Annotated in this window: 27 protein-coding genes; 14 read left to right on the top strand and 13 right to left on the bottom strand. The window is 70.6% G+C overall.

Going from position 1 to position 22,476, the window contains the following annotated elements:
* On the bottom strand, nucleotides 1–873 hold the full coding sequence (gene rfbD, locus QM728_RS04930; protein WP_415030934.1) for a dTDP-4-dehydrorhamnose reductase: 873 nt from the start codon (nucleotides 871–873) through the stop codon (nucleotides 1–3).
* Nucleotides 874–1,001: 128 nt separating this feature from the next.
* On the opposite strand from rfbD, the gene QM728_RS04925 reads away from it, so the two are divergent.
* Together QM728_RS04925 and QM728_RS04920 are read left to right on the top strand one after the other, a co-directional pair.
* The gene (locus tag QM728_RS04925) at nucleotides 1,002–2,861 is read left to right on the top strand and encodes an LCP family protein (RefSeq protein WP_415030933.1); all 1,860 of its coding nucleotides are present in this window, start codon (nucleotides 1,002–1,004) and stop codon (nucleotides 2,859–2,861) included.
* 19 nt (nucleotides 2,862–2,880) lie between these two features.
* The gene (locus tag QM728_RS04920; RefSeq protein ID WP_415030932.1) at nucleotides 2,881–3,576 is read left to right on the top strand and encodes a TIGR03089 family protein; all 696 of its coding nucleotides are present in this window, start codon (nucleotides 2,881–2,883) and stop codon (nucleotides 3,574–3,576) included.
* Here the strand turns inward: QM728_RS04920 and QM728_RS04915 are convergent.
* Nucleotides 3,563–4,195, bottom strand: coding sequence for a GNAT family N-acetyltransferase (locus QM728_RS04915; RefSeq protein WP_415030931.1), 633 nt, complete (start codon nucleotides 4,193–4,195; stop codon nucleotides 3,563–3,565). The two genes, QM728_RS04920 and QM728_RS04915, sit on opposite strands and share 14 nt — an antisense overlap.
* Before the next feature lie 109 nt (nucleotides 4,196–4,304).
* Here QM728_RS04915 and QM728_RS04910 point away from each other — a divergent pair, with 109 nt between their 5' ends.
* The gene (locus QM728_RS04910) at nucleotides 4,305–4,991 is read left to right on the top strand and encodes a YdcF family protein (RefSeq protein WP_415030930.1); all 687 of its coding nucleotides are present in this window, start codon (nucleotides 4,305–4,307) and stop codon (nucleotides 4,989–4,991) included.
* 85 nt (nucleotides 4,992–5,076) lie between these two features.
* Here QM728_RS04910 and QM728_RS04905 read toward each other — a convergent pair whose 3' ends face one another.
* Together QM728_RS04905 and QM728_RS04900 are read right to left on the bottom strand one after the other, a co-directional pair.
* Entirely contained in the window at nucleotides 5,077–6,240 is a 1,164-nt protein-coding gene (locus QM728_RS04905; protein ID WP_415030929.1) for an acyl-CoA dehydrogenase, read from the bottom strand.
* 112 nt (nucleotides 6,241–6,352) lie between these two features.
* The gene (locus tag QM728_RS04900) at nucleotides 6,353–6,943 is read right to left on the bottom strand and encodes a TetR/AcrR family transcriptional regulator (protein ID WP_415030928.1); all 591 of its coding nucleotides are present in this window, start codon (nucleotides 6,941–6,943) and stop codon (nucleotides 6,353–6,355) included.
* Nucleotides 6,944–6,979: 36 nt separating this feature from the next.
* Between QM728_RS04900 and QM728_RS04895 the strand changes: the two genes are divergently transcribed.
* From QM728_RS04895 to QM728_RS04885, 3 genes are read left to right on the top strand one after another with little or no spacing between them, the layout of a single operon-like run.
* Nucleotides 6,980–7,360 (top strand): nitroreductase family deazaflavin-dependent oxidoreductase, encoded by a 381-nt coding sequence (locus tag QM728_RS04895; RefSeq protein WP_415030927.1) that lies wholly within the window; start codon nucleotides 6,980–6,982, stop codon nucleotides 7,358–7,360.
* Nucleotides 7,360–8,190: a dienelactone hydrolase family protein gene (locus QM728_RS04890; RefSeq protein WP_415030926.1), complete on the top strand. Its 831-nt coding sequence runs from the start codon at nucleotides 7,360–7,362 to the stop codon at nucleotides 8,188–8,190. The genes QM728_RS04895 and QM728_RS04890 overlap by 1 nt, the downstream gene beginning before the upstream one ends.
* The gene (locus QM728_RS04885; protein ID WP_415030925.1) at nucleotides 8,190–8,873 is read left to right on the top strand and encodes a GNAT family N-acetyltransferase; all 684 of its coding nucleotides are present in this window, start codon (nucleotides 8,190–8,192) and stop codon (nucleotides 8,871–8,873) included. The genes QM728_RS04890 and QM728_RS04885 overlap by 1 nt, the downstream gene beginning before the upstream one ends.
* Before the next feature lie 7 nt (nucleotides 8,874–8,880).
* On the opposite strand, the gene QM728_RS04880 is transcribed toward QM728_RS04885, so the two are convergent.
* Genes QM728_RS04880 through QM728_RS04860 form a run of 5 tightly spaced genes read right to left on the bottom strand, consistent with a single transcriptional unit; the run spans nucleotide 8,881 to nucleotide 12,465 of the window.
* Nucleotides 8,881–9,327, bottom strand: coding sequence for a TM2 domain-containing protein (locus QM728_RS04880; protein WP_415030924.1), 447 nt, complete (start codon nucleotides 9,325–9,327; stop codon nucleotides 8,881–8,883).
* 31 nt (nucleotides 9,328–9,358) lie between these two features.
* Nucleotides 9,359–9,778 (bottom strand): hypothetical protein, encoded by a 420-nt coding sequence (locus tag QM728_RS04875; RefSeq protein ID WP_415030923.1) that lies wholly within the window; start codon nucleotides 9,776–9,778, stop codon nucleotides 9,359–9,361.
* A gap of 50 nt (nucleotides 9,779–9,828) precedes the next feature.
* Nucleotides 9,829–10,764 (bottom strand): SMP-30/gluconolactonase/LRE family protein, encoded by a 936-nt coding sequence (locus QM728_RS04870; protein WP_415030922.1) that lies wholly within the window; start codon nucleotides 10,762–10,764, stop codon nucleotides 9,829–9,831.
* A 2-nt stretch (nucleotides 10,765–10,766) separates the two neighbouring features.
* Nucleotides 10,767–11,288 (bottom strand): 5-(carboxyamino)imidazole ribonucleotide mutase, encoded by a 522-nt coding sequence (gene purE, locus QM728_RS04865; protein ID WP_415030921.1) that lies wholly within the window; start codon nucleotides 11,286–11,288, stop codon nucleotides 10,767–10,769.
* Nucleotides 11,272–12,465, bottom strand: a complete 1,194-nt coding sequence (locus tag QM728_RS04860; protein ID WP_415032834.1) for a 5-(carboxyamino)imidazole ribonucleotide synthase — start codon at nucleotides 12,463–12,465, stop codon at nucleotides 11,272–11,274. Before QM728_RS04860 ends, purE begins: the two co-directional genes overlap by 17 nt.
* Nucleotides 12,466–12,557: 92 nt before the next feature.
* Between QM728_RS04860 and QM728_RS04855 the strand changes: the two genes are divergently transcribed.
* Nucleotides 12,558–13,130 (top strand): GtrA family protein, encoded by a 573-nt coding sequence (locus tag QM728_RS04855; protein WP_415030920.1) that lies wholly within the window; start codon nucleotides 12,558–12,560, stop codon nucleotides 13,128–13,130.
* Here QM728_RS04855 and QM728_RS04850 read toward each other — a convergent pair whose 3' ends face one another.
* From QM728_RS04850 to QM728_RS04840, 3 genes are read right to left on the bottom strand one after another with little or no spacing between them, the layout of a single operon-like run.
* Nucleotides 13,131–14,465, bottom strand: a complete 1,335-nt coding sequence (locus tag QM728_RS04850) for an ATP-binding protein (RefSeq protein WP_415030919.1) — start codon at nucleotides 14,463–14,465, stop codon at nucleotides 13,131–13,133.
* A 16-nt stretch (nucleotides 14,466–14,481) separates the two neighbouring features.
* Nucleotides 14,482–15,162 carry a response regulator transcription factor gene (locus QM728_RS04845; RefSeq protein WP_415030918.1) on the bottom strand — a complete coding sequence of 227 codons (681 nt, stop codon included), beginning with the start codon at nucleotides 15,160–15,162 and terminating at the stop codon, nucleotides 14,482–14,484.
* Nucleotides 15,159–15,701 (bottom strand): PH domain-containing protein, encoded by a 543-nt coding sequence (locus tag QM728_RS04840; RefSeq protein ID WP_415030917.1) that lies wholly within the window; start codon nucleotides 15,699–15,701, stop codon nucleotides 15,159–15,161. The genes QM728_RS04845 and QM728_RS04840 overlap by 4 nt, the downstream gene beginning before the upstream one ends.
* A gap of 35 nt (nucleotides 15,702–15,736) precedes the next feature.
* Here QM728_RS04840 and QM728_RS04835 point away from each other — a divergent pair, with 35 nt between their 5' ends.
* Nucleotides 15,737–16,309, top strand: a complete 573-nt coding sequence (locus tag QM728_RS04835) for a hypothetical protein (RefSeq protein WP_415030916.1) — start codon at nucleotides 15,737–15,739, stop codon at nucleotides 16,307–16,309.
* Between the two features lie 7 nt (nucleotides 16,310–16,316).
* Here QM728_RS04835 and QM728_RS04830 read toward each other — a convergent pair whose 3' ends face one another.
* On the bottom strand, nucleotides 16,317–17,084 hold the full coding sequence (locus QM728_RS04830; protein ID WP_415030915.1) for a biotin--[acetyl-CoA-carboxylase] ligase: 768 nt from the start codon (nucleotides 17,082–17,084) through the stop codon (nucleotides 16,317–16,319).
* Between the two features lie 63 nt (nucleotides 17,085–17,147).
* On the opposite strand from QM728_RS04830, the gene QM728_RS04825 reads away from it, so the two are divergent.
* Genes QM728_RS04825 through QM728_RS04800 form a run of 6 tightly spaced genes read left to right on the top strand, consistent with a single transcriptional unit; the run spans nucleotide 17,148 to nucleotide 22,456 of the window.
* Nucleotides 17,148–18,770, top strand: coding sequence for an acyl-CoA carboxylase subunit beta (locus QM728_RS04825; protein ID WP_415030914.1), 1,623 nt, complete (start codon nucleotides 17,148–17,150; stop codon nucleotides 18,768–18,770).
* Entirely contained in the window at nucleotides 18,767–18,976 is a 210-nt protein-coding gene (locus QM728_RS04820) for an acyl-CoA carboxylase epsilon subunit (RefSeq protein ID WP_415030913.1), read from the top strand. The genes QM728_RS04825 and QM728_RS04820 overlap by 4 nt, the downstream gene beginning before the upstream one ends.
* Nucleotides 18,973–19,608, top strand: a complete 636-nt coding sequence (locus tag QM728_RS04815; protein ID WP_415030912.1) for a Maf family protein — start codon at nucleotides 18,973–18,975, stop codon at nucleotides 19,606–19,608. The genes QM728_RS04820 and QM728_RS04815 overlap by 4 nt, the downstream gene beginning before the upstream one ends.
* Before the next feature lie 38 nt (nucleotides 19,609–19,646).
* Entirely contained in the window at nucleotides 19,647–20,546 is a 900-nt protein-coding gene (locus QM728_RS04810; RefSeq protein ID WP_415030911.1) for a sulfurtransferase, read from the top strand.
* Nucleotides 20,543–20,965, top strand: coding sequence for a SufE family protein (locus QM728_RS04805; RefSeq protein WP_415030910.1), 423 nt, complete (start codon nucleotides 20,543–20,545; stop codon nucleotides 20,963–20,965). The genes QM728_RS04810 and QM728_RS04805 overlap by 4 nt, the downstream gene beginning before the upstream one ends.
* The gene (locus QM728_RS04800; RefSeq protein WP_415030909.1) at nucleotides 20,966–22,456 is read left to right on the top strand and encodes a condensation domain-containing protein; all 1,491 of its coding nucleotides are present in this window, start codon (nucleotides 20,966–20,968) and stop codon (nucleotides 22,454–22,456) included.
* Nucleotides 22,457–22,476: the final 20 nt, after the last annotated feature.

The following is a 22,476-nucleotide window of genomic DNA, read 5'->3' as shown; positions in this document are numbered from 1 at the left end:
CTAACGAACCAGCGCGGCGCGCAGGGCATCGCGCCAATCGGGCAGCGGCGCGAGCCCGGCGCCCGTCCAGGACCGCGGCGACAGGACCGAATAGGCCGGGCGCGGCGCCGGGCGCGGAAAGTCGGCGGTGGTGCACGGGCGCACCCGATCGGGATCGAGGCCGTCGAGGGCCAACACCTCCCGCGCCAGGCCGTACCAGGTGGTCTGACCGGCGTTGGTGGCGTGCAGGACCGCGCCCCGCCCGGCGTCCTGCTCGATCAGCTGCCACAGCCCGCGGGCGAGGTCGGGCGCATACGTCGGCGAGCCGAGTTGGTCGTCGACGACGGTGAGCACGTCGCGCTCGGCGGCCAGTCGCCGCATCGTGCCGACGAAGTCGCCGTCGCCGCCGGTGTAGACCCAGGCCGTACGCACGATGGTGGCGGCGGGGTCGTGTGCGCGGACCGCCCGCTCCCCGGCCAGCTTGGTGCGGCCGTAGACGCTGGGCGGATCGCCGCCGACGTCGTCGGGCTCATACGGGGCCGTGCGATCCGGCGGCCGGGGGGCGGCCGGACCGTCGAAGACGTAGTCGGTGGACAGGTGGACCAGCCGCGCGCCGATCGCCGCCGATGCTTCCGCGAGGTGGGCGGCGCCGTCGACGTTGACCGCGGTGGCGGCGGCCGCGTCGGACTCGGCATCGTCGACGCGGGTGTAGGCCGCACAGTTCACGATCACATCGCCGCCGGCGAGGTGCTCCCGCGACCAGCGCCGCACCGCGTCGGCGTCGGTCACGTCCAGGTCGGCCGACGAGAGGCCGACGCACGCCATCCCGTCGGGGCCGGTCGCGGCCAGCGCCCGGCCGACCTGCCCGGCTCCCCCGGTGACGTAAACGCGCATGGCTTCATCATGGCCGATCCGATTCGTCCGGCGTTGCGCTCCCCCTCAATTCTCAAATGCATCAGTAGAGTGATTCATGCACTTTGGTAACAACAGCCTCTAGCGCATCAAGGGAGAACGGGTCAGCCGTGGAGAAAGCCACCCCGACGCGTCGCGGTCCGCGACCGCAGCAGCGCGACGGCCGTCCCGCCCCGCAGCGCGTTCCCAGCCGCACGGGCCGTCCCACGCGCACGTCGTCCGGCGAGATCCACACCCGCGAACCCGAGCCGGCAAAGCCGCGCAAGCGCGCCAAGGGCCAGACGGCGCCCGCGCCCGACCGCACCCCGGTCCCGGGTCGGCGCCGTCCGCGACCCGCGCCGGACCAGCGCCCCACGCGCACACCCGCCGAACGCACGGCCGCCCGGCCCGCGCGCAAACCCAAGGCCGCGCCCGCGAAGGCGCTCAAGCAACCGCGGCCCAAGCCGGCACCCGCCGACGCCCCGCCCCCGACGACCCCGCCGCAGCGACGCGGCTTCTTCCGGGGCGGCAACCCGCGCAAGCGCATCCACCGCGCCGGCCAGGTGTTCGTCACGCTGCTGTCGGTCGCGACGCTCGCCATCGGCGGCTACGCCTGGAACTCGGCGACCGGCGTCACCGGCTCGGTCACCCAACTGACCGGCCTCGACCTGGGCGGCGGCCAGGACGGCGCCGTCGACCTGCTGCTGGTCGGCACCGACGCGCGCACCGACGCCAAGGGCAAGCCGCTGAGCCGCCGCGAGCTGCGCTGGCTGCGCGCCGGCGACGAGACCGCCACGAACACCGACACCGTCCTGCTGATCCGCATCCCAAACAACGGCTCGTCCGCGACGGCCATCTCGATCCCGCGCGACGCGTACGTCGACGTCCCCGGGCTCGGCATGAGCAAGATCAACGCCGCGTACGGCGCAACGAAGGAACGGGTGCGGCGCACCCGGGTCGAGCGGGGCGGCGATCCGGCGAAGGCGGAGATCGCCGGCACCGAGGCCGGGCGCAAGGCGCTGATCGGCACCGTCGCCAAGCTGACCGGCGTCGAGGTCGACCACTACGCCGAGGTCGGCCTCCTCGGCTTCGCCCTGCTCACCAACGCGGTGGGCGGCGTCGACGTCTGCTTGAAGGCGCCGGTGCGCGATCGCTACTCGGGCGCGAAGTTCCGCGCGGGCCGCCAGACGCTGAACGGGCCGAAGGCGCTGAGCTTCGTGCGCCAGCGCCACGGCCTGCCGCGCGGCGACCTCGACCGCATCACCCGCCAACAGGTCTTCATGGCCTCACTCGCGGGCAAACTGTTGTCGGCCAAGACGTTGACCAACCAGCGCACGATGAACAAATTGGAGAACGCGATCTCGCGATCGGTCGTCATCGACGACAACTGGGACATCCTGGCCTTCGCCGAGAAGCTGCGCGACCTGTCCGGCGGCAAGGTGAAGTTCGCGACCATCCCGATCGTCACCGAGGAGGGCTGGAGCCCCGAGGGACAGTCGATCGTGCAGATCGACCCCAAGGAGGTCCACGCGTTCTCCGACGAGTTGCTGACCGGCGACACCCCGAAGAAGCGGGCCGGCAAGGAGGCCTACGCCGTCGACGTCGTCAACGCCGGCACCATCGACGGACTCGCGGCCAACGTCTCGAACATCCTGACCGCGAAGGGCTTCGGCCAGGGCAAGACGGCGACGAAGCCGATGAACGAGCGCGACTCCATCATCTTCGTCCGCAACGCCGACGACTCCATCGCGAAGGAGCTGTCGGCGGTCCTGGGCGGGGTCACCATCCGCTCCGACCCGGAGCTGCCGTCCCGCACGGCGCGGGTCGTGCTGACCAACACGTACTTCGGCCCGGGGTCGATCATGGACACCAGTCCGCAGCCCGACGCCCAGCGCGTCGCGTCGCAGAAGCGCCAGGCCGCGGCTCGCGCGGGGTCGGCCAAGGCGCCGATCACCGCGTCGACGCGCAACGGCCCGATGTGCGTGAACTGATCTCGCCTACGCTGGCCGCGTGGCTTCGATCACCGACGCGGTCCTGACCGCGACCTCCGACCCGACACAGCCGATGCTGACGTTCTACGACGACCGCAGCGGCGAGCGCACCGAGTTGTCGGCCCTCACCCTCGGCAACTGGGCGGCCAAGACCGCGAACCTCCTGCGCGACGAGCTCGGGCTGGCCCCCGGCGACGAGATCGTTGTCGACCTCCCCGAGCACTGGCAGACCGCGGCGGTGCTGCTGGGCGCCTGGTGGGCCGGGGTCACCGTCGTCCCCGGCGACGGTGACGCGCGGGCGGTGTTCACCACGGCCGACCGCCTCGACGAGCACCCCGACGCCGAAGAAGTGGTCGCCGTGCCACTAGACCCGTTCGGGATGGGTATCGCCGACCTGCCGCTCGGCGTCGTCGACTTCGGACCCGCGGTCCGCATCCACGGCGACGGCTTCACCCCCGGCGGCACCGGTGACGGCTTCGCCGGTACGTCGGCCGACGACGTCCTCGCCGCCGCCCGCACGGCCGCCGCAACCGCGGGCATCGCCGCGGGCGACCGGGTGTTGTCGACGAGGCCGTGGCGCGACGCCGACGACATCACCGCCAACCTCCTCGGTCCACTGGTGGCCGGCGCGAGCCTGGTCGCCGTCGCCCATCCCGACGAGGCCAAGCTCGCCGACCGCACCGCGACCGAGCGCGCGACCCTCACCCTCGCCTAATCGCCGAGCGTGCCCACATTTTCGCCGAGCGTGCCCACTTTCCCGCCGAGCGTGCCCACATTTTCGCCGAGCGTGCCCGGATGGGCGGCCACTGTTGCGGTGTGCGGTCGTCGGCGACGCCGAGCGAGGCCGTCGCGACCACCTCGTCGCGGCCCTTGTTGCGGTGGACGCGGAGCCCGCCGTACCGAAAGCCCGCACGTGCGGCGAGCCGCGCCGACGCCTCGTTCGCCGGCAGCGCCGACCAGCTGAGCCAGCACAGGCCCTGCCCTTGCGGACTCAACGCGTCGTCGACGACGGCCCGCAGGGCTTCGGAGAGGTACCCCCGACCCCGCTGCGCGGGTGTGCACCAGTACCCGAGGGAGCCTTCGCCATCGCCGCGCTCGACGACGCCGATGCAGCCGACGAAGTCGCCGTCGCGCGTCGTGATCACCCGCGTGACCGACTCGGGCGCGGCGGCGGTGACGCGGACGAAGTGCTCGGCGTCGCCGCGCGTGTAGGGCACCGGCACGAGTGTGAACCGTTGGATGTCGGGGTCCTGGCAGGCCCGGTAGATCGCGTCGATGTCATCCTCGGCCGGTGCGCGCAGGATCAATCGCTCGGTGCGCAGCGTCCCGGTCATGCGGATCAGCCTCGCAGGCGGACCACTCGCTCACAAACGGATTACGCCGGGGCAACGGTTGCGCGGCACCACCTGGCGGGCGGTGTGTCGCGGGATTACGTTGGAACCCGTGTTGACCAAGGTGAAGTTGGGACTCGCCGCGCTCGCGGTGAGCGCGACCGTCGGTACCGCCCTGCAGGCGACGACAGCTCCCACCGCCGAGGCCGACGGCGCGCAGCTCTGGAACGGCCTGATCTCCACGACCGGCTGCCTGATCCCGACCTACCAGGTCGCCCAGACCTGTTCGGACCTCGAACTCCTCACCGGCCGCCCGCCGGTCATCTTGAACCTGAACCCGGCCGGCACCCGCATCGTTGTGCTGGGCGCGCGCCTGAACAACAACGGCAAGGTGCCGCGGGTCCTCATCCCCCGTCTGCAGGCGGCGCTGGCGCTGGCCCGCGGCTTCCCGATGTCCTCGATCATCACCACCGGCGGCATGACGAACCGGCGTGCCGGGCGCAGCGAGGCCCGCGCGATGAAGGACTGGCTGGTCAAGCACGGCGTCTCGGCCCGTCGCATCGCCACCGAGAACCGCTCGACGTCGACCGCGGAGAACGCCAAGTTCGTCGCACCGATGCTGTGGCGCGGCCGCGCCGGCGGCGTCACCGTCGTGACCAGCGCCAACCACCTGCGTCGCTCGCTGATCAGCTTCCGCACCGCCGTGCGCGGATCCATGCCGGTCGAGGGCGTCATCCCCGGCGCCGGAAATACCAGCGGATCGAGCTCGGGAGGGCTCGGATCCATGGGCTCGAGCTGACCTTCAGCACACAAGCACGGCTCGAGCACAACAGGGGCCGACGCGGAGTTCCGCGTCGGCCCCTGTTGGCGTCGAGGGGGTCGGGTCAGCGCAGCAGTGCGCGGCTCATGACCACGCGCTGGATCTGGTTGGTGCCCTCGTAGATCTGGGTGATCTTGGCGTCGCGCATCATCCGCTCCACCGGGAAGTCGGTGGTGTAGCCGGCGCCGCCGAACAGCTGCACGGCGTCGGTGGTGACCTCCATCGCCACGTCGGAGGCCAGGCACTTGGACGCCGAGGAGATGAAGCCGAGGTTCTTCTCGCCGCGCTCGGCGCGAGCAGCCGCGGAGTAGACCATCAGGCGCGCGGCCTCGACCTTCATCGCCATGTCTGCGATCATGAACTCGACGCCCTGGAACGAGCTGATGGTCTTGCCGAACTGCTTGCGGTCCTTCACGTACTCGATGGCCGCGTCCAGCGCGCCCTGGGCGACGCCGACGGCCTGTGCGCCGATCGTCGGGCGCGTGTGGTCGAGGGTGGCCAGCGCGGTCTTGAAGCCGGTGCCCTCGTCGCCGATGATGCGGTCCTCGGGAATCGTGCAGTCCTCGAAGTACAACTCGGCGGTCGGGCTGCCCTTGATGCCCAGCTTGTGCTCGAGCGGTCCGACGGTGAAGCCGGGGTCGTCCTTGTGGACGATGAACGCCGAGATGCCGTTCGCGCCCTTCTCCGGGTCGGTGACGGCCATGACGGTGTACCAGGTGGACTGGCCGCCGTTGGTGATCCAGCACTTGCTGCCGTTGAGCACCCAGTTGTTGCCGTCCTTGCGGGCGCGGGTCTTCATCGACGCGGCGTCCGAGCCGGCCTCGCGCTCGGACAGCGCGTAGGACGCCATCGCCTCGCCGGAGGCGATCGACGGCAGCACCTGCTGCTTGAGCGCGTCGTCGCCGGACAGGATCAGGCCCATGGTGCCCAGCTTGTTGACCGCCGGGATGAGCGACGCGGAGACGTCGACGCGCGCGACTTCCTCGATCACGATGCAGGCCGCGATCGAGTCGCCGCCCTGGCCGTCGAACTGCTCGGGGACGTGGATCGCGTTGAAACCGCTGGCGATCAGCGCCTTGCGGGCCTCCTCGGGGAAGCGGGCGTTCTCGTCGACGTCCTTCGCGTGCGGCGCGATCTCCTTCTCGGCGAGCGCGCGGATCGCCTCGCGCAGCGCCTGGTGCTCCTCGGGGAGCTGGAACAGGTCGAAATCGGGGTTGCCGTAGGCCATTGGTTTACTCCTCCTGGCACTCAGTGCCAACGCATGTGGGGTCCAGTCCAACATGGCACGCAGTGCCAGTCAATCGAATCGCCGAGATTCCCCCTGACCGTATCGGGGTTCGTCAGTGTGCGGCCAGCGAGTCGTACAACGCGCGCAACTCGGCGGCGAGGCGCTGCGCCGTCGCCGCCGCATCGCCGCGCAGCATCGACCGCAGCAGGTAGTTGTGCACCGCGGTGACCGCGGCGGCGTACGCGATAATCCGCTCGGCCGGCACCTCCGGCAGGCGGTGGCGCAGGTGGTCCTCGAAGGCGCGCTGGTACCGATACGCGGTGACCAGCTCCCGATCGCGCAGCGCGGGCGTGTGCGACACCAGCGTGTAGCGGCGGCGGGCCAGCTCCCGGTTCGACGCGTAGTGCGCGAACACCAACTCGGCCGCCGCGCACACCGACCACCAGGGGTCGTCGGCGGATTCGTCGAGCAGATCGTCGACCCGCTCCAGGAGTGTCTCGTGGTCGACGAAGACCAGATCCTCCTTCGACCGGAAGTGGCGGAACAGCGTTCGCCGCGACGATCCCGCCGCGGCGGCGACCTCGTCGACCGTCGTCGCGTCATAGCCCTGCTCGGCGAACAGACCGGTCGCCGCCGCGACGACCCGCATCCGGAACTCCGCCACGTCGGCGGCACCCTGGGTGCGCGGATCTATCGCAGTCATGGACCCAAGTATTCCCGATGGGCCAGACTGAACGACATGAAGATCCCCTACGCCGTCGCGCGCTTCAACAAGAAGGTCACGAACCCCATCCAGCGCCAGTGGGCTCCCCGACTCGCGCCGTGGGCGATGGTCGAGCACGTCGGGCGCAAGTCCGGCACCCGCTACTCCATCCCGGTCCTGGCGTGGGTGGAGGGCAAGCGCCTGTCCATCGTGCTCACCTACGGCCCCGACACCGACTGGGTGAAGAACGTCCAGGCGGCGGGGCGTTTCGAGGTGATCCGCAAGGGCAAGAAGATCACGGTCGTCGGGCCGGTGGTCGTCCCGTCCGACTCCCCCGACATCGCCAAGGGTGCCAAGATCCCCGCCCGCGGGTTCGACTACGTCCTCAACGGCACGATCCTCGCCGGGGAGCGGTGATGGCCGTCGACGCGCTCGACGACTTCACCCTCGAGGAGTTCACCGCCGACGGGAAGACCAACCCGGTGTACGTGAAGGGCACCGGCCCGGCGGTCATCGTCATCTCCGAGATCCCCGGCGTCACGCCGCTCGTCGCCGACTTCGCCCGTCGGGTCGTCGACGCCGGCTGCACCGTGTTCATGCCGTCGCTGTTCGGCGTCGACGGGTTCAACCCGCGCCCGTCGGCGAAGCCCGCCGACCTGGCGAACACGGCCAAGATGACCGGCAGCCTGCTCACGAAGGTCTGCGTCAGCCGCGAGTTCACCATCTTCGCGACCGGGCGCAGCTCCCCCGTCGTGACGTGGCTGCGCGCGCTGGCCCGCGAGGCCCACGAGCGGTGCGGCGGACCCGGCGTCGGCGCGATCGGCATGTGTCTGACCGGCGGCTTCGCTCTGGCCATGGCCGTCGACGACACGATGATCGCTCCGGTCCTGTCCCAGCCGTCGCTGCCGCTGCGCCCGATCGGCAAGGCGCGCAACATCGACATCTCCGACGCCGATCTCGACCGGGTGAAGATGCGCTGCGCCGGCGGGTTGCAGGTGCTGGGCATGCGCTTCGAGGGTGATCCGATGGTCCCCGCCGAGCGCTTCGAGTTCCTGCGCGAGCAACTCGGCGACGCCTTCATCGGGATCGAGCTCCCCGACTCGGCGGCCAACCCCGACGCGGTACTGCCGGTACCGCACTCGGTGGTCACCGAGCACCTCATCGACGCGCCGGGCGAACCGACCCGCGACGCCCTCGACAAGGTCGTCGCGTTCTTCCAGACCAAGCTCGGCGTGACCGTCTCCTGATGTCGACCCGAGTACGGCCACCGGCGGACCCGGTGGGCGAAGCCCTGCGCGGACCACAGAAGCGATTCGCCGAGCACCGCGGCCGCATCCGCCGCTACGACCCCGACGTCTCGGTCTTCTACGCGCATCCCCCGGTGCTCGACGACCGGGACTGGACCGACCTGGCGGAACTGGCCGGTCCGGGCGGGACCGTCGGGCTGCGCGACTACCGCGCGCCGCTGCCCGACGGGTGGCGCAAGCTGCGGACGTTCCCGCTGGTGATGTACTCCGGCGCCGATGTGCGGACGCGGCCGGACCCGGCGGCGCTCGTCCTGGGACCCGACGACGTCGACGACATGCTCGCCCTGATCGATGTCGCTCAGCCGGGGCCCTTCAGCCGACGGACCATCGAGCTCGGCCGCTATCTCGGCTTCCGCGACGCCGACGGAGCGCTCATCGCGATGGCCGGTGAGCGGATGCGCCCGCCCGGCTGGGGCGAGATCAGCGCGGTCGCGACGGCGCCACAGGCACGCGGCCAGGGACTGGCGGAGCGCCTGATCCGCGCGGTCGGCGCCCACATCGCCCGGCGCGGCGACGTCCCGTTCCTGCACACCACGGCCGACAACCCGGCGCGGGCGCTCTACGAGCGCATGGGGTTCGAGCTGGTCGAGCAAGTAGATCTCGACATCGTCCAGGTGCCCTAGGGGCCCGTCAGGGCCGCAACGGGCGTCCAAAGGGATCGGTCACGTTGCCACCGAGGATCATGATCGCGTCGATGAGGACCCAGATCCCGACACCCAGCAGGATGAAGAGGCCGATGAATACCAGCGAGGTCACGATCCCGAACAGGGTGAGAACCAGCTGGGCGATCCCCAAACCCGTGTACCCCAGGTAGAAGCGCCCAGCCCCGAATCCCCCGAGAAACAATTGCAGCAACCCGGCGGTCATCTTGCTCTTGTCCGACAGCATGCCGTTGTACGCGTCGTACCCGGGATATCCGGGATAGCCGGGTTGAACCTGCTGGCCCGGGTGTTGGGCGTAGCCGTACTGCTGCGGGTAACCAGGCTGTTGCGGGTAACCAGGCTGTTGCGGATAGGCAGGCGGAGGAAACCCAGACGGTTGATTCGATGGCGACGGGTACGGGTCCGGAGCACTCATCGCGCAACCTTATCCCCGTACCGCGGCCGCATCACAGGGCAGCACCCAGGGTCCGCACATAGTTCACCCGACTGGACACATCCATCATCGTCGCCGGGCTCGTCGCCGGAATAGTCGTGACGTGCTGCTCACCGTTCGCGCCACGCACGATCACCTGGATGCAGCCGGTGGTCACGCGGTCCTTCATCAGCAGGAACAGCAGACTCAGCAGGCAGGCCCACAGCAACACCACGGCGAGCACGATGCCCAACGTCGAGATCTTCTCGTAGGTCATCGACATGTCGGTGACGGACCACTGGCTGCCCGCGATCGGGAAGGTGCCCGACGGGGTGATGACCTCCGTCGACGTGCAGGTGATGTCGCCGATGGTTACCACCGGCTGACCCAGGTCGTACGGCTGCTGCGGATATGGCTGCTGCGGGAACGGTTGCTGCGAAAACGGGTCTGTCACGGCTGTCACCCTATACCGCCGGAATGGGCGGCCAGAGCATGTTTTGTCGCTCAGCGAGGCAGCGCGATGACGCCGACGACATCGGTCTCCAGGCTGCCGAGCCAGACCTGCCCGTCGTGCTCGCGCACACCGGTGACCATGTGGAAGGCCGACGCGTCGCCGCGCACGTCGTGACGGAGCCGGCCGTCGTCGTCGAAGGCCTGGACGCGCACCGTCTGCTTCGGCTTGGGCTGGAGGAACTCGGGCATCCGCATCGCCGCCTTGGCGAGGAACCCGGGCCCGCGCTGGAGTCCTTCGACGACCGGCTCGGTGGGCGAGGCGATGGTCACCCAGATCAGCCCGTCGCTGCCGCGGGCGATGTTGTCCGGGTAGCCGGGCAATCCGGTGACGAGATAGTCGCTGGTCCCGGCCTGCGGCCCGGTCAGCCAGTGGCGCACGACGGTCCGCGCTGCGGTCTCGGCGACGCAGACGAAGGACTCGTCGGCGGCCAGTGCGACGCCGTTGGCGAAGCCGAGCCGCTCGATCACGGTGGTCACCTCACCGTCGGCGCTGCGCCGGAACAGGCGACCGGTGCGCGTGTCCTCGACGAGGTCGTTCTTCCACTGCTCGATCGGGTAGAGCGTCGAGGAGTCGGTGAACCAGATGTCACCGGCCGACGAGACCGCGGCGTTGTTGCAGAACAACATCGGTCGACCACCGATCTCGGTGACCAGCGGCTCGACCTGACCGGTGCGGGGGTCGACGGCGAGCAGCCCCTTGTGCGCGTCGCACACCAGCAGCCGACCGTCGGGCAGGAACTCGATGCCCAGCGGTCGCCCACCGGTGTCGCCGATCTGGTCGACGGCCCCGGTCTCGGGGTTGATCGACAGCAGTCGACCGTCCTCGAGTCCGGTGTAGACGGTGCCGTCGTCGGCGACCAGGACGTCCTCGGGGCCCTTGCCCCCGACGTCGATCACCCGCACGGGCAGCAGGTCCGGCGCGGCCACGGCTAGTGCCCCAGCAGCTTCTTGCGCAGCGCCTCGTCCTTGTCGGCGACCATGTCCGCCAGCCCCTGCTGGAAGGCGACCATCTTCGCGCGCAACGACTCGTCGCCGGCGGCCAGGATGCGCACGGCTAGTAGGCCCGCGTTGCGCGCGCCGCCGATGGACACCGTCGCGACGGGGACGCCCGCGGGCATCTGCACGATCGACAGCAGCGAGTCCATGCCGTCGAGGTACTTGAGCGGAACGGGGACGCCGATCACCGGCAGCGGCGTGGCCGAAGCGACCATGCCCGGCAGGTGCGCGGCGCCGCCGGCCCCGGCGATGATGACCTCGATGCCCTGGTCCGCGGCGCCCTTGGCGTAGTCGAGCATGCGCTGCGGGGTGCGGTGCGCGGACACGACGCCCACCTCGAACGGCACGCCGAACTCGGCGAGTGCCTCGGCAGCGGCTTCCATCGTCGGCCAATCTGAGTCGCTGCCCATGATCAGGCCGACGCGCGGCCCCCGGCGTTCACTCACGGTGCTCATCCCATCCGTCGGTCCAGGTGGCGGTCGACAACCAGGTCGCCGCCCGCTCGGCGCGCTCGCGAACCTCGTCGACCGAGGCGCCGGGCGCTCCCACGATATTGACATGTCCGATCTTGCGATCGGGCCGTTCGCCCTTGCCGTAGAGGTGGATCTTCGCCTCCGGCAGGCGGGCCATCAGGTGGTGCACCCGCTCGTCCATGGTCATCGACGGCGACTGCGCGGCGCCGAGGACGTTGGCCATGACCACCGGCCCGGCGACGACGTCGGTCTGTCCCAGCGGGTAGTCGAGGACGGCGCGCAGGTGCTGCTCGAACTGCGAGGTGACGGCGCCGTTCATCGTCCAGTGCCCGCTGTTGTGCGGGCGCATGGCCAACTCGTTGACGACGAGTTCGCCGGCGTCGGTCTCGAACAGCTCCATCGCCATCACCCCGACGACGCCGAGTTCCTCGGCCAGGCGCAGCGCCATCTGCTGGGCCTTTTCGGCGACGTCGGCGGCCAATTCCGGCGCGGGCGCGAGGACCACCGCGCACTGACCGTGGCGCTGGATCGTCTCGACCACCGGCCACGCGGACCCCTGGCCGAACGGCGAACGGGCGATCAGGGCGGACAGTTCGCGCCGCATCGGCACCTTGGCCTCGGCCATCAGCCGCGTCGCGTCGTCGGCGCCGTCGAGCACCGCCAGCGCCGCGTCGCGATCGTCGAGCAACCACACGCCACGACCGTCGTAGCCGCCGCGGACCGCCTTGAGGACGATCTGCCAGCCGTGCTGCTCACCGAAGGAGATGAGCGCGTCGCGCGCGGCGGAGCGGTCGGCGAGGTCGACGAAGTCGGGCACCGGCAAGCCGAGCTCGCGCAGCCGCTGCCGCATCGCCAGCTTGTCCTGGGCGAAGTGCAGCGCCTTCGACGGCGGTCGGACCGGCACGCCCTCGGCCTCCAACGCGATGAGGTGCTCGAGCGGGACGCCCTCGTGGTCGAAGGTGAAGGCGGCGCACCCGGCGGCGGCGTGGCGCAGGTCGTCGAGGTCGTCGTGCGAACCGAGGACGATGTCCGCGCTCACCTGTGCCGCCGGATCGTCGTCGGAGGAAGCAAGCACGCGCAGGCACTGGCCCAGCGCGATCGCCGCCTGATGCGTCATCCGGGCCAGCTGGCCGCCACCGACCATGGTGACCACCGGCATCGTCGAAGAGCGTCTGTGCACGCGTCCATCCTGTCATGGCGGCGGGGCGGGTACCGAAGCTGAGTACACTCGACCTTCGAAGAAGGGACGCCATGCTCACCAATCTCTACGACCGCTACAGCAATTCGTTGCGCCAGCTGGTCAAGTTCGGCATGGTCGGCGGCTCCGGCGTCCTGGTGAACATGGTCGTCACCGTGCTCATGAACAAGGCCAACGGCGGTTCGATCAACGCCCAGAACGTGCTGTGGAGCATCCCCGGCACCGACTTCAACTTCCGGTTCACCGCGCTGGTGTGGATCGTCGCCTTCTTCGTCGCCAACCTCTACAACTTCCAGCTCAACCGCGCCTGGACGTTCCGCTCCAGCAAGCACGCGACCTGGTGGGAGGAGTTCTGGCCCTTCCTCGCGGTCGGCTCGGTCGCGGCGGCCGTCGGCCTGATCATCAAGGTCGCGCTCACCAACCCGAGCAGCCCGGTCTACCTGCCGGAGCCGTTCTTCCACGAGTCGTCCGGGATCCACTCCCGCGAGTACTGGGCGCAGCTGATCGCCATCATGATCACGATGCCGATCAACTTCATCGTCAACAAGTTCTGGACGTTCCGCGCGGTGCGCTCCAGCCGCCTGCAGGCCCTCGAGCCGGTCGCCGAACCCGTCGACGCGTCCTAGTCAGCGGTGCGGCACCCGGTCCCGACGGACCGGTTCGAGCGGCGCAACCGCGGGCACGACGATCGAGAACACCGGCGGTCGGCGCGACGTGAGCTCCAGGCGGCCACCGTCGGCCTCGACGAGCGCTCGGGCGAGTGACAGCCCCACCCCGGATCCGCTGGACACACCGCTGGTGAAGCCGCGGCGGAAGATCTTGTCGACCAGTTCGTCCGGGATTCCTGACCCCTGATCGGCCACGCGCACCCGCAGCATGCCGGAGGACTCCAGGCCGTCGATGGCGACGGTGCACGTACCGCTGCCGTGGTGCAGCGCGTTGTCCAGCAGCACCGACACCGCCTCGCGCAGCCGACTCGGGTGCGTCGACCACGCGACGGTCGGACCGACGCGGCGCGCGTGCCGCAGCTCGCGCTTGGCGGCGGCGAACGCGGGCTGGAAGTCGTCGACGAGGGTGTCGACCATTGCGGCGACGTCGACGGCGGTCGGCGGGGTGTCCCCGCTGGCGCGCGAGGCGACGACCATCTCGTCGAGCTCGCGACTCAATCGGTCGACCTGACCGGCGGCGGCCTCGGCCTCGGCCACCACGTTGTCGTCGTCGTGCAGGGCGAGCTCGTCGAGGCGCAGTTGGATCGCGGTGAGGCGGCTGCGCAGCTGGTGGGAGACCTCGCCGACGATGCCCGCCTCCCGGTCCAACCGGGTGGCGATCTCGGTGTTGGCCGCGCGCATCGCGCGGGACACGCGGTCGAGCTCGGGGATCCCGTACTCGGGCCATTCCGAGCGGAAGTCGCCCTGCGCCATCGCCGACGCCCGGTCGGCGACCTGGGTGAGCGGTTCGGCGAGCCGCCGGGCGGTCACCGTGGCGACGACGGTGCCCGCGCCCACCGAGGCGATGACGACGACCACGACGATGCCCACCCCGGCCCATTGGTCGCGCCGCACGGAACTCAGCGGGATCGCCAGTTCGACGTTGCCGGCGTCGCCGAGGTCGATCGAATCGGTGAACTCGCGGCCGCTGACCGGGCTGCCGAGGGTGGTGGTCGTCACCGGGCCCGCCTGGTCCGAGCCGGCGACGCCCGGGGTGTGGTGGGTGACGCGCAGCATGCCGCGGTCGGGGATGAAGACGCCCAGCCGCGACGACGAGACCGCCGAGGGGTCGAGCGCGCCGCCGGGCCCCTCCAGGCGGATGAGTTCGGTGGCGATGTGCTTGAGCCGAAGGTCGAGGTCCTGATGGGCGTTGTCGTCGGTCCACCACCAGGCGATCAGCGACAGCGGCAGGCCGAGCATGATGCCGACGATCAGCACCATGCCGATCATCGACCGGCGGATCCGCTGCTGCATCTAACGCCCGCCCGGTCTAGGCATCGAACCGGAAACCCATCCCGCGAACCGTGACGATGTGGCGCCGACCGTCGGCGGTGTCGTCGCCGATCTTTCGGCGGAGCCAGGAGATGTGCATGTCGAGGGTCTTCGACGAACGGAGGTCGGCCGACCCCCACACCTGGGTGACGAGCTCCTCGCGGGACACCACCTGCCCGGGGCGCTCCATCAGGAAGTGCAGCAGATCGAACTCGCGGTTGGCCAGCACCACGTCCTCGCCGTCTACGAGGACCCGGCGGGCCCGGGTGTCGAGCACGATGTCGCCGCCGACGAGGACCTCCTCGTCGGCCACCACGTTCTTGCGGCGCAGCAGGGCGCGCACGCGCGCCATCAGCTCGGCGAGCCGGAAGGGCTTGCCCACGTAGTCGTCGGCACCGGCGTCGAGGCCGACGACGAAGTCGACCTCGTCGGTGCGCGCGGTGAGCATCAGCACCGGCAGCTCGGGCCGACGGGTGCGCAACTGGCGGCACACCTCCAACCCGTCCATCTTGGGCAGCCCCAGGTCGAGCACCAGCAGGTCGAAGCGGGGATCGCCGGCCTGCTCCAGTGCACTGGCGCCGTCGCCGACGACGACGCATCCGTACCCCTCGCGGGTCAGCGCGCGGGCCAGCGGCTCCGCGATGGCCGAATCGTCCTCGGCCAGCAACACCTCGGTCATCGGTCCTCCCCTGCGAACGCGCGATGGTCGTCGTACCTGTCTCCGTGATCCTCCAACACCTCTTCGTAGAGGAGGGCGTGCACCCGCTCGACGTCGGGGATGTTGATGAAGGTCAACGGTTCGTCGGCGGCCGACTCGATCGTCAGCGACCCGGTCCGCATTATCCGGTCCATGAGGCCGTGGCGGAACTCGACGGTGTTGATGCGCGCGATCGGGATGTCGATGCCCGAGCGCGCGACGATGCCGTTCCGGTACATCACGCGGCGGTCGGTGACGACGAAGTGCGTCGTCGCCCAGGTGACCAGCGGACGCAGCGCCAACCAGATCAGGGCGATCCCCCAGAAGACGGCGAGCACGGTGAACGCCGCGGTCCGACTGCCGCCGGTGAGCGTGGAACCGGTGATGATCCCGCCGAGAACACCGGCGAGGAGCGTGACGACGGCGAACACCAGCAGCGGCCCGACCATCAACTTCCAATGCGGATGTCGGTGCAGCACCACGCTCTCGCCGGGTGCCAGGCTCTGCTCGGGGTAACCCATGCCGACGAGCATAGGTCGTGCCTAGACTGGGGCACATGTCTTACCGCGACCCGCACGACCCCGCACCGGGCACCCGGGCCTACACGCAGGGCCACCAGCAGGCGCCGCAGCAGTACCCGACCGGGCAGTACACCGGGCAGTACTACGCCGAGGAAACCGGCCAGTGGGACCAGCAGACGCGTCGCCAGCCCATCGTCCCGGCGCCGGCGGTCAACCCGGTGCTGTTCGTCGGCGGCGTCCTGATGACCGGTGTGGTCGTCGCGCTCGCGGTCGGCCTGGTCGCCTGGATCATCACCACCGCCACCAAGAACGTGGAGGCCGTGCACCTCGACGAGGGCGCCGTCACCACCTACGCAATCTTCGGCTTCCTGGCGGCGATCTTCGCGGCCGCGTTCTGGTACGTGCTGCAGCTGATCACCCCGGCCCCGAACAGCTTCTTCAGCTGGATCGGCGCCCTGCTGCTCATCGCCGCGGTCGTGTCGCCGCTGCTGCTGCAGACCGGAGGCAACCTCGCGACGTCGATCTGTACCGCGGTGCTCGCCCTGGTCATCGGACTGCCGATCCTGGGCCTCATCCCGATGGTCGGCACGCAGTCGACCAAGCGCTGACCGGCGTCTAGTCCGATTGCGCGCGCAGGTGCGTGACGTCGCCGGCGGCCACGGCGGTGGTCGAACCGCCGTCGGCGGTCACCAGCAGGCGCCCCTGGTCGTCGAGGTCGACGGCCGTCCCGACGAGCGTCTTGTCCCCGGGTAGCAGCAGCTTGACCCGCTGGCCGAGCGTGAGGCACTTGCGCCGGTACTCCTGGGCGAGTTCGTCGAGGCGGTCGGGCCAGAGGGCCAGCTCGGCGTCGAGCTCGCGCAGGATGTCGACGGCGAGCTCGTCGTCGTCGATGCCGCGGCCGGTCTCGACGAACACCGACGTCGCCTCCGGCACCGGCAGCTGGTCGGCCTTCATCGACGTGTTGATGCCCATGCCGATCACGGCCTGGCCGTTCGAGTACTCCGACAGCACCCCGGCGACCTTGCGGTCGCCGATGAGCACGTCGTTGGGCCACTTGAGCCCGGGTGCGGCGTCGAACATCATGCCGCGCGCCAGTGCGTCGGCCACCGCGACGCCGGCCAGCAGCGACAGCCAGCCCATCGCCGCTGTCGGCTCCCCGACCCGCACGCCCGCCGAGAAGGTGAGCGCCCCGGCGGGCCCGGTCGTCCACCGCCGGTCGTGCCGGCCGCGGCCCGCGGTCTGGTGGCGCGCGATCAGGACGCGGCCGTCGATGTCCTCGGTCGCCGCGGCCGCGGCGAGGTCGGCGTTGGTGGATCCGGTCGACTCGACGACGTCGATGCGGTTCCACCGGGTCCCGGCGAGCTGCTCGATGAGTTCGGACATGCCCCAACCCTATGCGCGGGGGTGCTGGCGCGCGCCACTCGCGGCTCGATAGCATCAATCCCCATGACCACCGCATCTGAGGACTCGTCGGCCATCGACATCCACACGACCGCCGGCAAGCTCGCCGATCTGCGGAACCGGTTGGCCGAGACCCGGCAACCGCTCGGCGAGGCGGCGATCGAGAAGGTCCACGCGGCGAACAAGCTGACCGCCCGCGAGCGCATCGAGCAGCTGCTCGACGAGGGCTCGTTCGTCGAGATCGACGCGCTGGTCAAGCACCGCACCAACAACTTCGGCCTCGGCGCCAACAAGCCGCTCGGCGACGGCGTCGTGACCGGCTACGGCACGGTCGACGGCCGCGAGATCTGCGTGTACTCGCAGGACGCGACCGTCTTCGACGGCAGCCTCGGCGAGATGTACGGCGAGAAGATCATCAAGGTCCTCGACCTCGCCCTCAAGTCGGGCCGCCCGGTCGTCGCGATCGTCGACGGCGCCGGCGCACGCCTCGAGGAAGGCGTCGTCGCGCTCGCCAAGTACGGCGAGATCTTCCAGCGCAACATCCGCGCCTCCGGCGTGGTCCCGCAGATCGCAGTGGTGCTCGGCGCCGCCGTCGGCGAGCACGTCCACACCCCGGCGCTGTCGGACTTCGTCGTGATGGTCGACGACGCCAGCGAGATGTACCTCATCGATCCCGAGGTCATCAAGACCGTCACGGGCGAGACCGTCTCCCCCGCCGAGCTCGGCGGCGCCGCTGCGCAGATGACCACTGCCGGCAACGCCCACTACGTGGCCGCCGACGAGAAGGAGGCGCTCGACTACGTGAAGGACCTGCTGTCCTTCCTGCCGAGCAACAACCGCGCCGAGCCGCCGCGCACCACGTCGACCCTCGGCGCTGGTCCCATCGCCGACCACCTCACCGACGCCGACCGCGAGCTGGACTCGCTGATCCCCGACTCGCCCAGCCAGCCGTACGACAGCCGCGAGATCATCACCCGCGTCGTCGACGACGGCGACTTCCTCGAGGTGCAGCCCGGGCGGGCCAAGAACATCGTGATCGGCTTCGCCCGCATCGACGGCATCTCCGTGGGCGTCGTCGCCAACCAGCCGGACGAGCTTGCCGGCTGTCTCGACATCGACGCGTCGGAAAAGGCCGCCCGCTTCGTGCGCACCTGCGACGCCTTCAGCGTCCCGATCGTCACCTTCGTCGACGTGCCCGGCTTCCTGCCCGGCACCGACCAGGAGCACAGCGGCATCGTCCGCCGCGGCGCGAAGCTGCTGTACGCGTACGGCGAGGCCACCGTCGGCAAGGTCACCGTCATCACGCGCAAGGCCTACGGCAGCGCCTACGACGTCATGGGGTCCAAGCACCTGGGCGCCGACGTGAACCTGGCGTGGCCGACCGCGCAGATCGCGGTCATGGGCGCGCCCGGCGCGGTCGAGTTCCTGCACCGCGACAAGATCGCCGAGGCGAAGGACAAGGGCGAGAACCTCGACGAGCTGATGGCGTCGCTGCAGGCCGAGTACGAGGACGCCTACATCACCCCGTACGTCGCCGCCGAGCGCGGCTACGTCGACGCGGTCATCCCGCCCAGCCACACCCGCGGCCAGATCGCGACCGCGCTGCGCCTGCTGGGCCGCAAGGTCGTCGTCACGCCGCCGCGCAAGCACGGGAACATTCCGCTGTGAGCGCCGCCGAGCACGACGGCCTCGTCGAGATCGTCAAGGGCAACCCGACGCCGGAGCAGATCGCCGCGATCACCGCGGTCATCACCGCCAAGGCCGCGGCCGTGGCCGCGGAGAAGAACGTCACCCGCGACGAGTGGGGCCAGCCGGCCGAACTGCTGGCGCCGCGGTGGGCGAGCGCGTCCAGCTTCTACAACCGCCTCTGGTGACCGCCGCCGTCGAGGTCGTTCTCGGGTCCGCCTCCCCGGCCCGCCTGCGAGTCCTGCGGCAGGCCGGCCTGGACCCGCGGGTCCTGGTCGCCGACCTCGATGAAGACGGCCTGATCGCCGAACTCGGCGCCGCCCCGCCCGCGGAGATCGTCAGCCGACTGGCCGTCGCGAAGGCCGATGCCCTCGTCCCCCGTCTCGACAGCGCCGACGCGGTCCTGCTGACCTGTGACTCGATGCTCCACCTGCGCGGCGAGTTGATGGGCAAGCCGCACACGCCCGAGGTCGCCCGCGCGCGCTGGAAGCAGATGTCGGGCCAATCCGCCGACCTGCTCACCGGGCATTGCGTCACCAGGATCCGCGACGGCGCCCCCGTCGACCGCGCCACCGACACCGAGTCCACCGAGATCCGCTTCGCCCGCGTCGACGACGCGACCATCGACGCCTATGTCGCCACCGGCGAGCCACTGGCCGTGGCGGGCGCCTTCACCCTCGACGGATTGGGCGGTTGGTTCGTCAACGGCATCGACGGCGACCCCTCCTCGGTGCTGGGCATCGGCCTGCCGCTCACCCGGCGGCTGCTGGCCCGCGTCGACGTGGATGTCACCACGCTGTGGGCACCGGACGCGCGGTAGTCTCGGCAGCACAGCCCGCGCTACGAAAGGCCCGTCCCATGGGTGTTGAGCTCGACCCGAACCCGGCGTTCGCCGACTACGCCCATCCCGAGCGCCTGGTCAGCACCGCCTGGCTGGCGGGCAAGCTGGGCTCGCCCGGGCTGAAGGTCGTCGAGTCCGACGAGGACGTGCTGCTCTACGACATCGGGCACATCCCGACGGCGCAGAAGATCGACTGGCACCTGCACCTCAACGACAAGGTGACCCGCGACTACATCGACGGCGAGCAGTTCGCCGAGCTGATGCGGTCCAAGGGCATCAGCCGCGACGACACCGTCGTCATCTACGGCGACAAGAGCAACTGGTGGGCCGCCTATGCGATGTGGGTGTTCACCCTCTTCGGCCACCCCGACGTCCGACTGCTCGACGGCGGGCGCGACGCCTGGTTCGCCGAGGACCGCGACTCGTCCTTCGACGTGCCGGACTACCCGCGCAGCGACTACCCCGTCGTCGAGCGCGACGACAGCAAGATCCGCGCCTACGCCGACCAGGTCCTCGCCGCGCTCGGCAACGAGCCGTTGATCGACGTCCGCTCCCCGCAGGAGTACACCGGCGAGCGCACCCACATGCCCGACTACCCGGAGGAGGGCGCGCTGCGCGGCGGCCACATCCCCACCGCGGTGTCGATCCCGTGGGCCAAGGCCGCCGCCCCCGACGGCCGGTTCCGCTCGCGCGCCGAACTCGACGAGATCTACGGCGGCTTCGATCCGGCCGAGCCGACCATCGCCTATTGCCGCATCGGCGAGCGGTCCAGCCATACCTGGTTCGTGCTGACCCACCTGCTCGGCTTCGACAAGGTCCGCAACTACGACGGCTCGTGGACCGAGTGGGGCAATCGCGTCCGGGTGCCCATCGTCGTCGGCGAGGAGCCGGGGGCCGTTCCGGGCACGGCGAAGTGAGCGAACTGCCCGCGCCGCTCGCCGAGATCGTCGACGACTTCGCCGCACTGTCGGACGCCGACAAGACGACGCTGCTGCTCGAACTCGCCGACGAGCTGCCGCCGCTGCCCGACCACTTGGAGACCGCGGCGATGGAACCGGTCCCCGAGTGCCAGTCGCCGATCTTCCTGTCCGTCGACGCCGCCGACCCCTCGGCCGTCCGCCTCTACTTCAGCGCGCCGCGGGAAGCACCCACGACACGCGGGTTCGCCGCCATCCTGCACCAGGGCCTCGACGGTCAACCCGCGGCGGCCATCGCCGCCGTGCCGGCCGACTTCGGCAGCGAGTTGGGCCTCGCCTCGGTGGTGTCCCCGCTGCGGCTGCGCGGCCTGGCCGGCATGCTCGCCCGCATCAAGGCCGCGATCGCGCGCACCGGGTAGATGGACTTCCTGCAGATCCTCGACCTGCCGTTGGAGCCGGGCGGGCTCGTCGAGTGGACGCCGGTGCTCAGCGGCACCGCCGCGCTGACCGAGGATCCGCGCTCGACGTCGTACAACCACGAGCAGCACCTGCACGACGCCCTTGCCTACCAGCGCGAGACCGGGCACACCGGTGGCCGCGAGTCGTGGCTCGGCGTGTCGATCGACTTCGACGAGCCATTGTCGATCCCGGCGATCCGGACCGCCCTCACCGCCTGGATCGACCGGCACGAGGTGCTGCGCAGCCACGTCGTCGCCGACGACCCGATCGACGACCGCCGCTTTCGGCGCCTCACCGTCGACCCCGGCGCGGTGAAGCTGAAGATGAGCCGCATCGGCTGGTACCACGACTCCGCGCTCCTGATCGACCAGGTGGCGGGCTGGTTCGACCGCAGCACCGCGCCGGTCCGCTGGCCGGCCTACCGGTTCGCGACCGTCGGTCGGGAGGCGTCGTTCACGCTGTTGTTCGCCGGCGACCACTCACTGCTCGACGGCTATTCGCTCGTCTCCGCCGTCCCCGAGCTGCGCGCGCTGTACCGCTCGGCCGTCGTCGCCGCCGGGCGCAGGGCGCACGGCGCGCCCTCCCGACCGCTGCTCCCCGACGACGCGGTCGGCAGCTACGTCGACTACAGCGCCGCCGAACGGCACACCGCCGACGACGCCGACGACTCACACCCGGCGGTGCAGGCGTGGGCGGCCTTCCTCGCCGAGGGCATGCCGCGGTATCCGACGCTGCCGGCCGCCGTGCCCGCGTCGTTGCCGGAGCACGCGCACGGCTTCGCCGTCGGCGGCTACGAGGAGGGGGCGCCGGCCGACGCCCGGCCGCAGGAGTCATACTACGCCCTGCTGGCCGACGACGCGACGACGGGCGAGTTCACCGCCGTGTGCTCGGGCGCCGGCACCACCCTGTTCGCGGGTGTGATGGCCGCCCTCGCGCACGCCTCTGCCGATCGGACCGGCACGACGAGGTTCCGCGCCGTCCTCCCCCGCCACACCCGGCACGAGCCGCAGTGGCAGGCCTCGCTCGGCTGGTTCGTCTCGCTGTCGCCGTTCGAACTCGACCTCGTCGGCGCGACCACCTTCACCCAGCTCGCCGTGCGGGCGTCGGCCGAGCTGCGCCGGGCCCGAGTCGCCGCGTCGCTGCCGCTGCTGCGCGTCGCGGAGATTCTGGGCACCACGGACGCGCCGCAGTTCGTCGTCTCCTTCCTCGACACCCGGTCGGCACCGGATGCCGCGGCCGAGGACGCCGGACGGTCCCGCGTCGTGCGCAGCCACCGCTACGCCGATGACGAGGTGTACCTCTGGATCAATCGGACGCCCGCCGGACTGCGGCTGTCGGCCCGCTTCCCCGCCGAGCTCGGCGACGACGTCCGGGCCTACGCCGACGCGATCGCCGCGGTCATCGCGGACGTGGCAGAACACAGTTCGGCACACCTCCAGGGGCTAGTGTGAGGTGCGGTCCGCCGACCACT

Origin of the sequence: Gordonia sp. (in: high G+C Gram-positive bacteria) (assembly GCF_047602025.1) — a bacterium.
GTDB lineage: Bacteria > Actinomycetota > Actinomycetes > Mycobacteriales > Mycobacteriaceae > Gordonia.
This window is presented reverse-complemented; position numbering and strand designations above follow the sequence as displayed.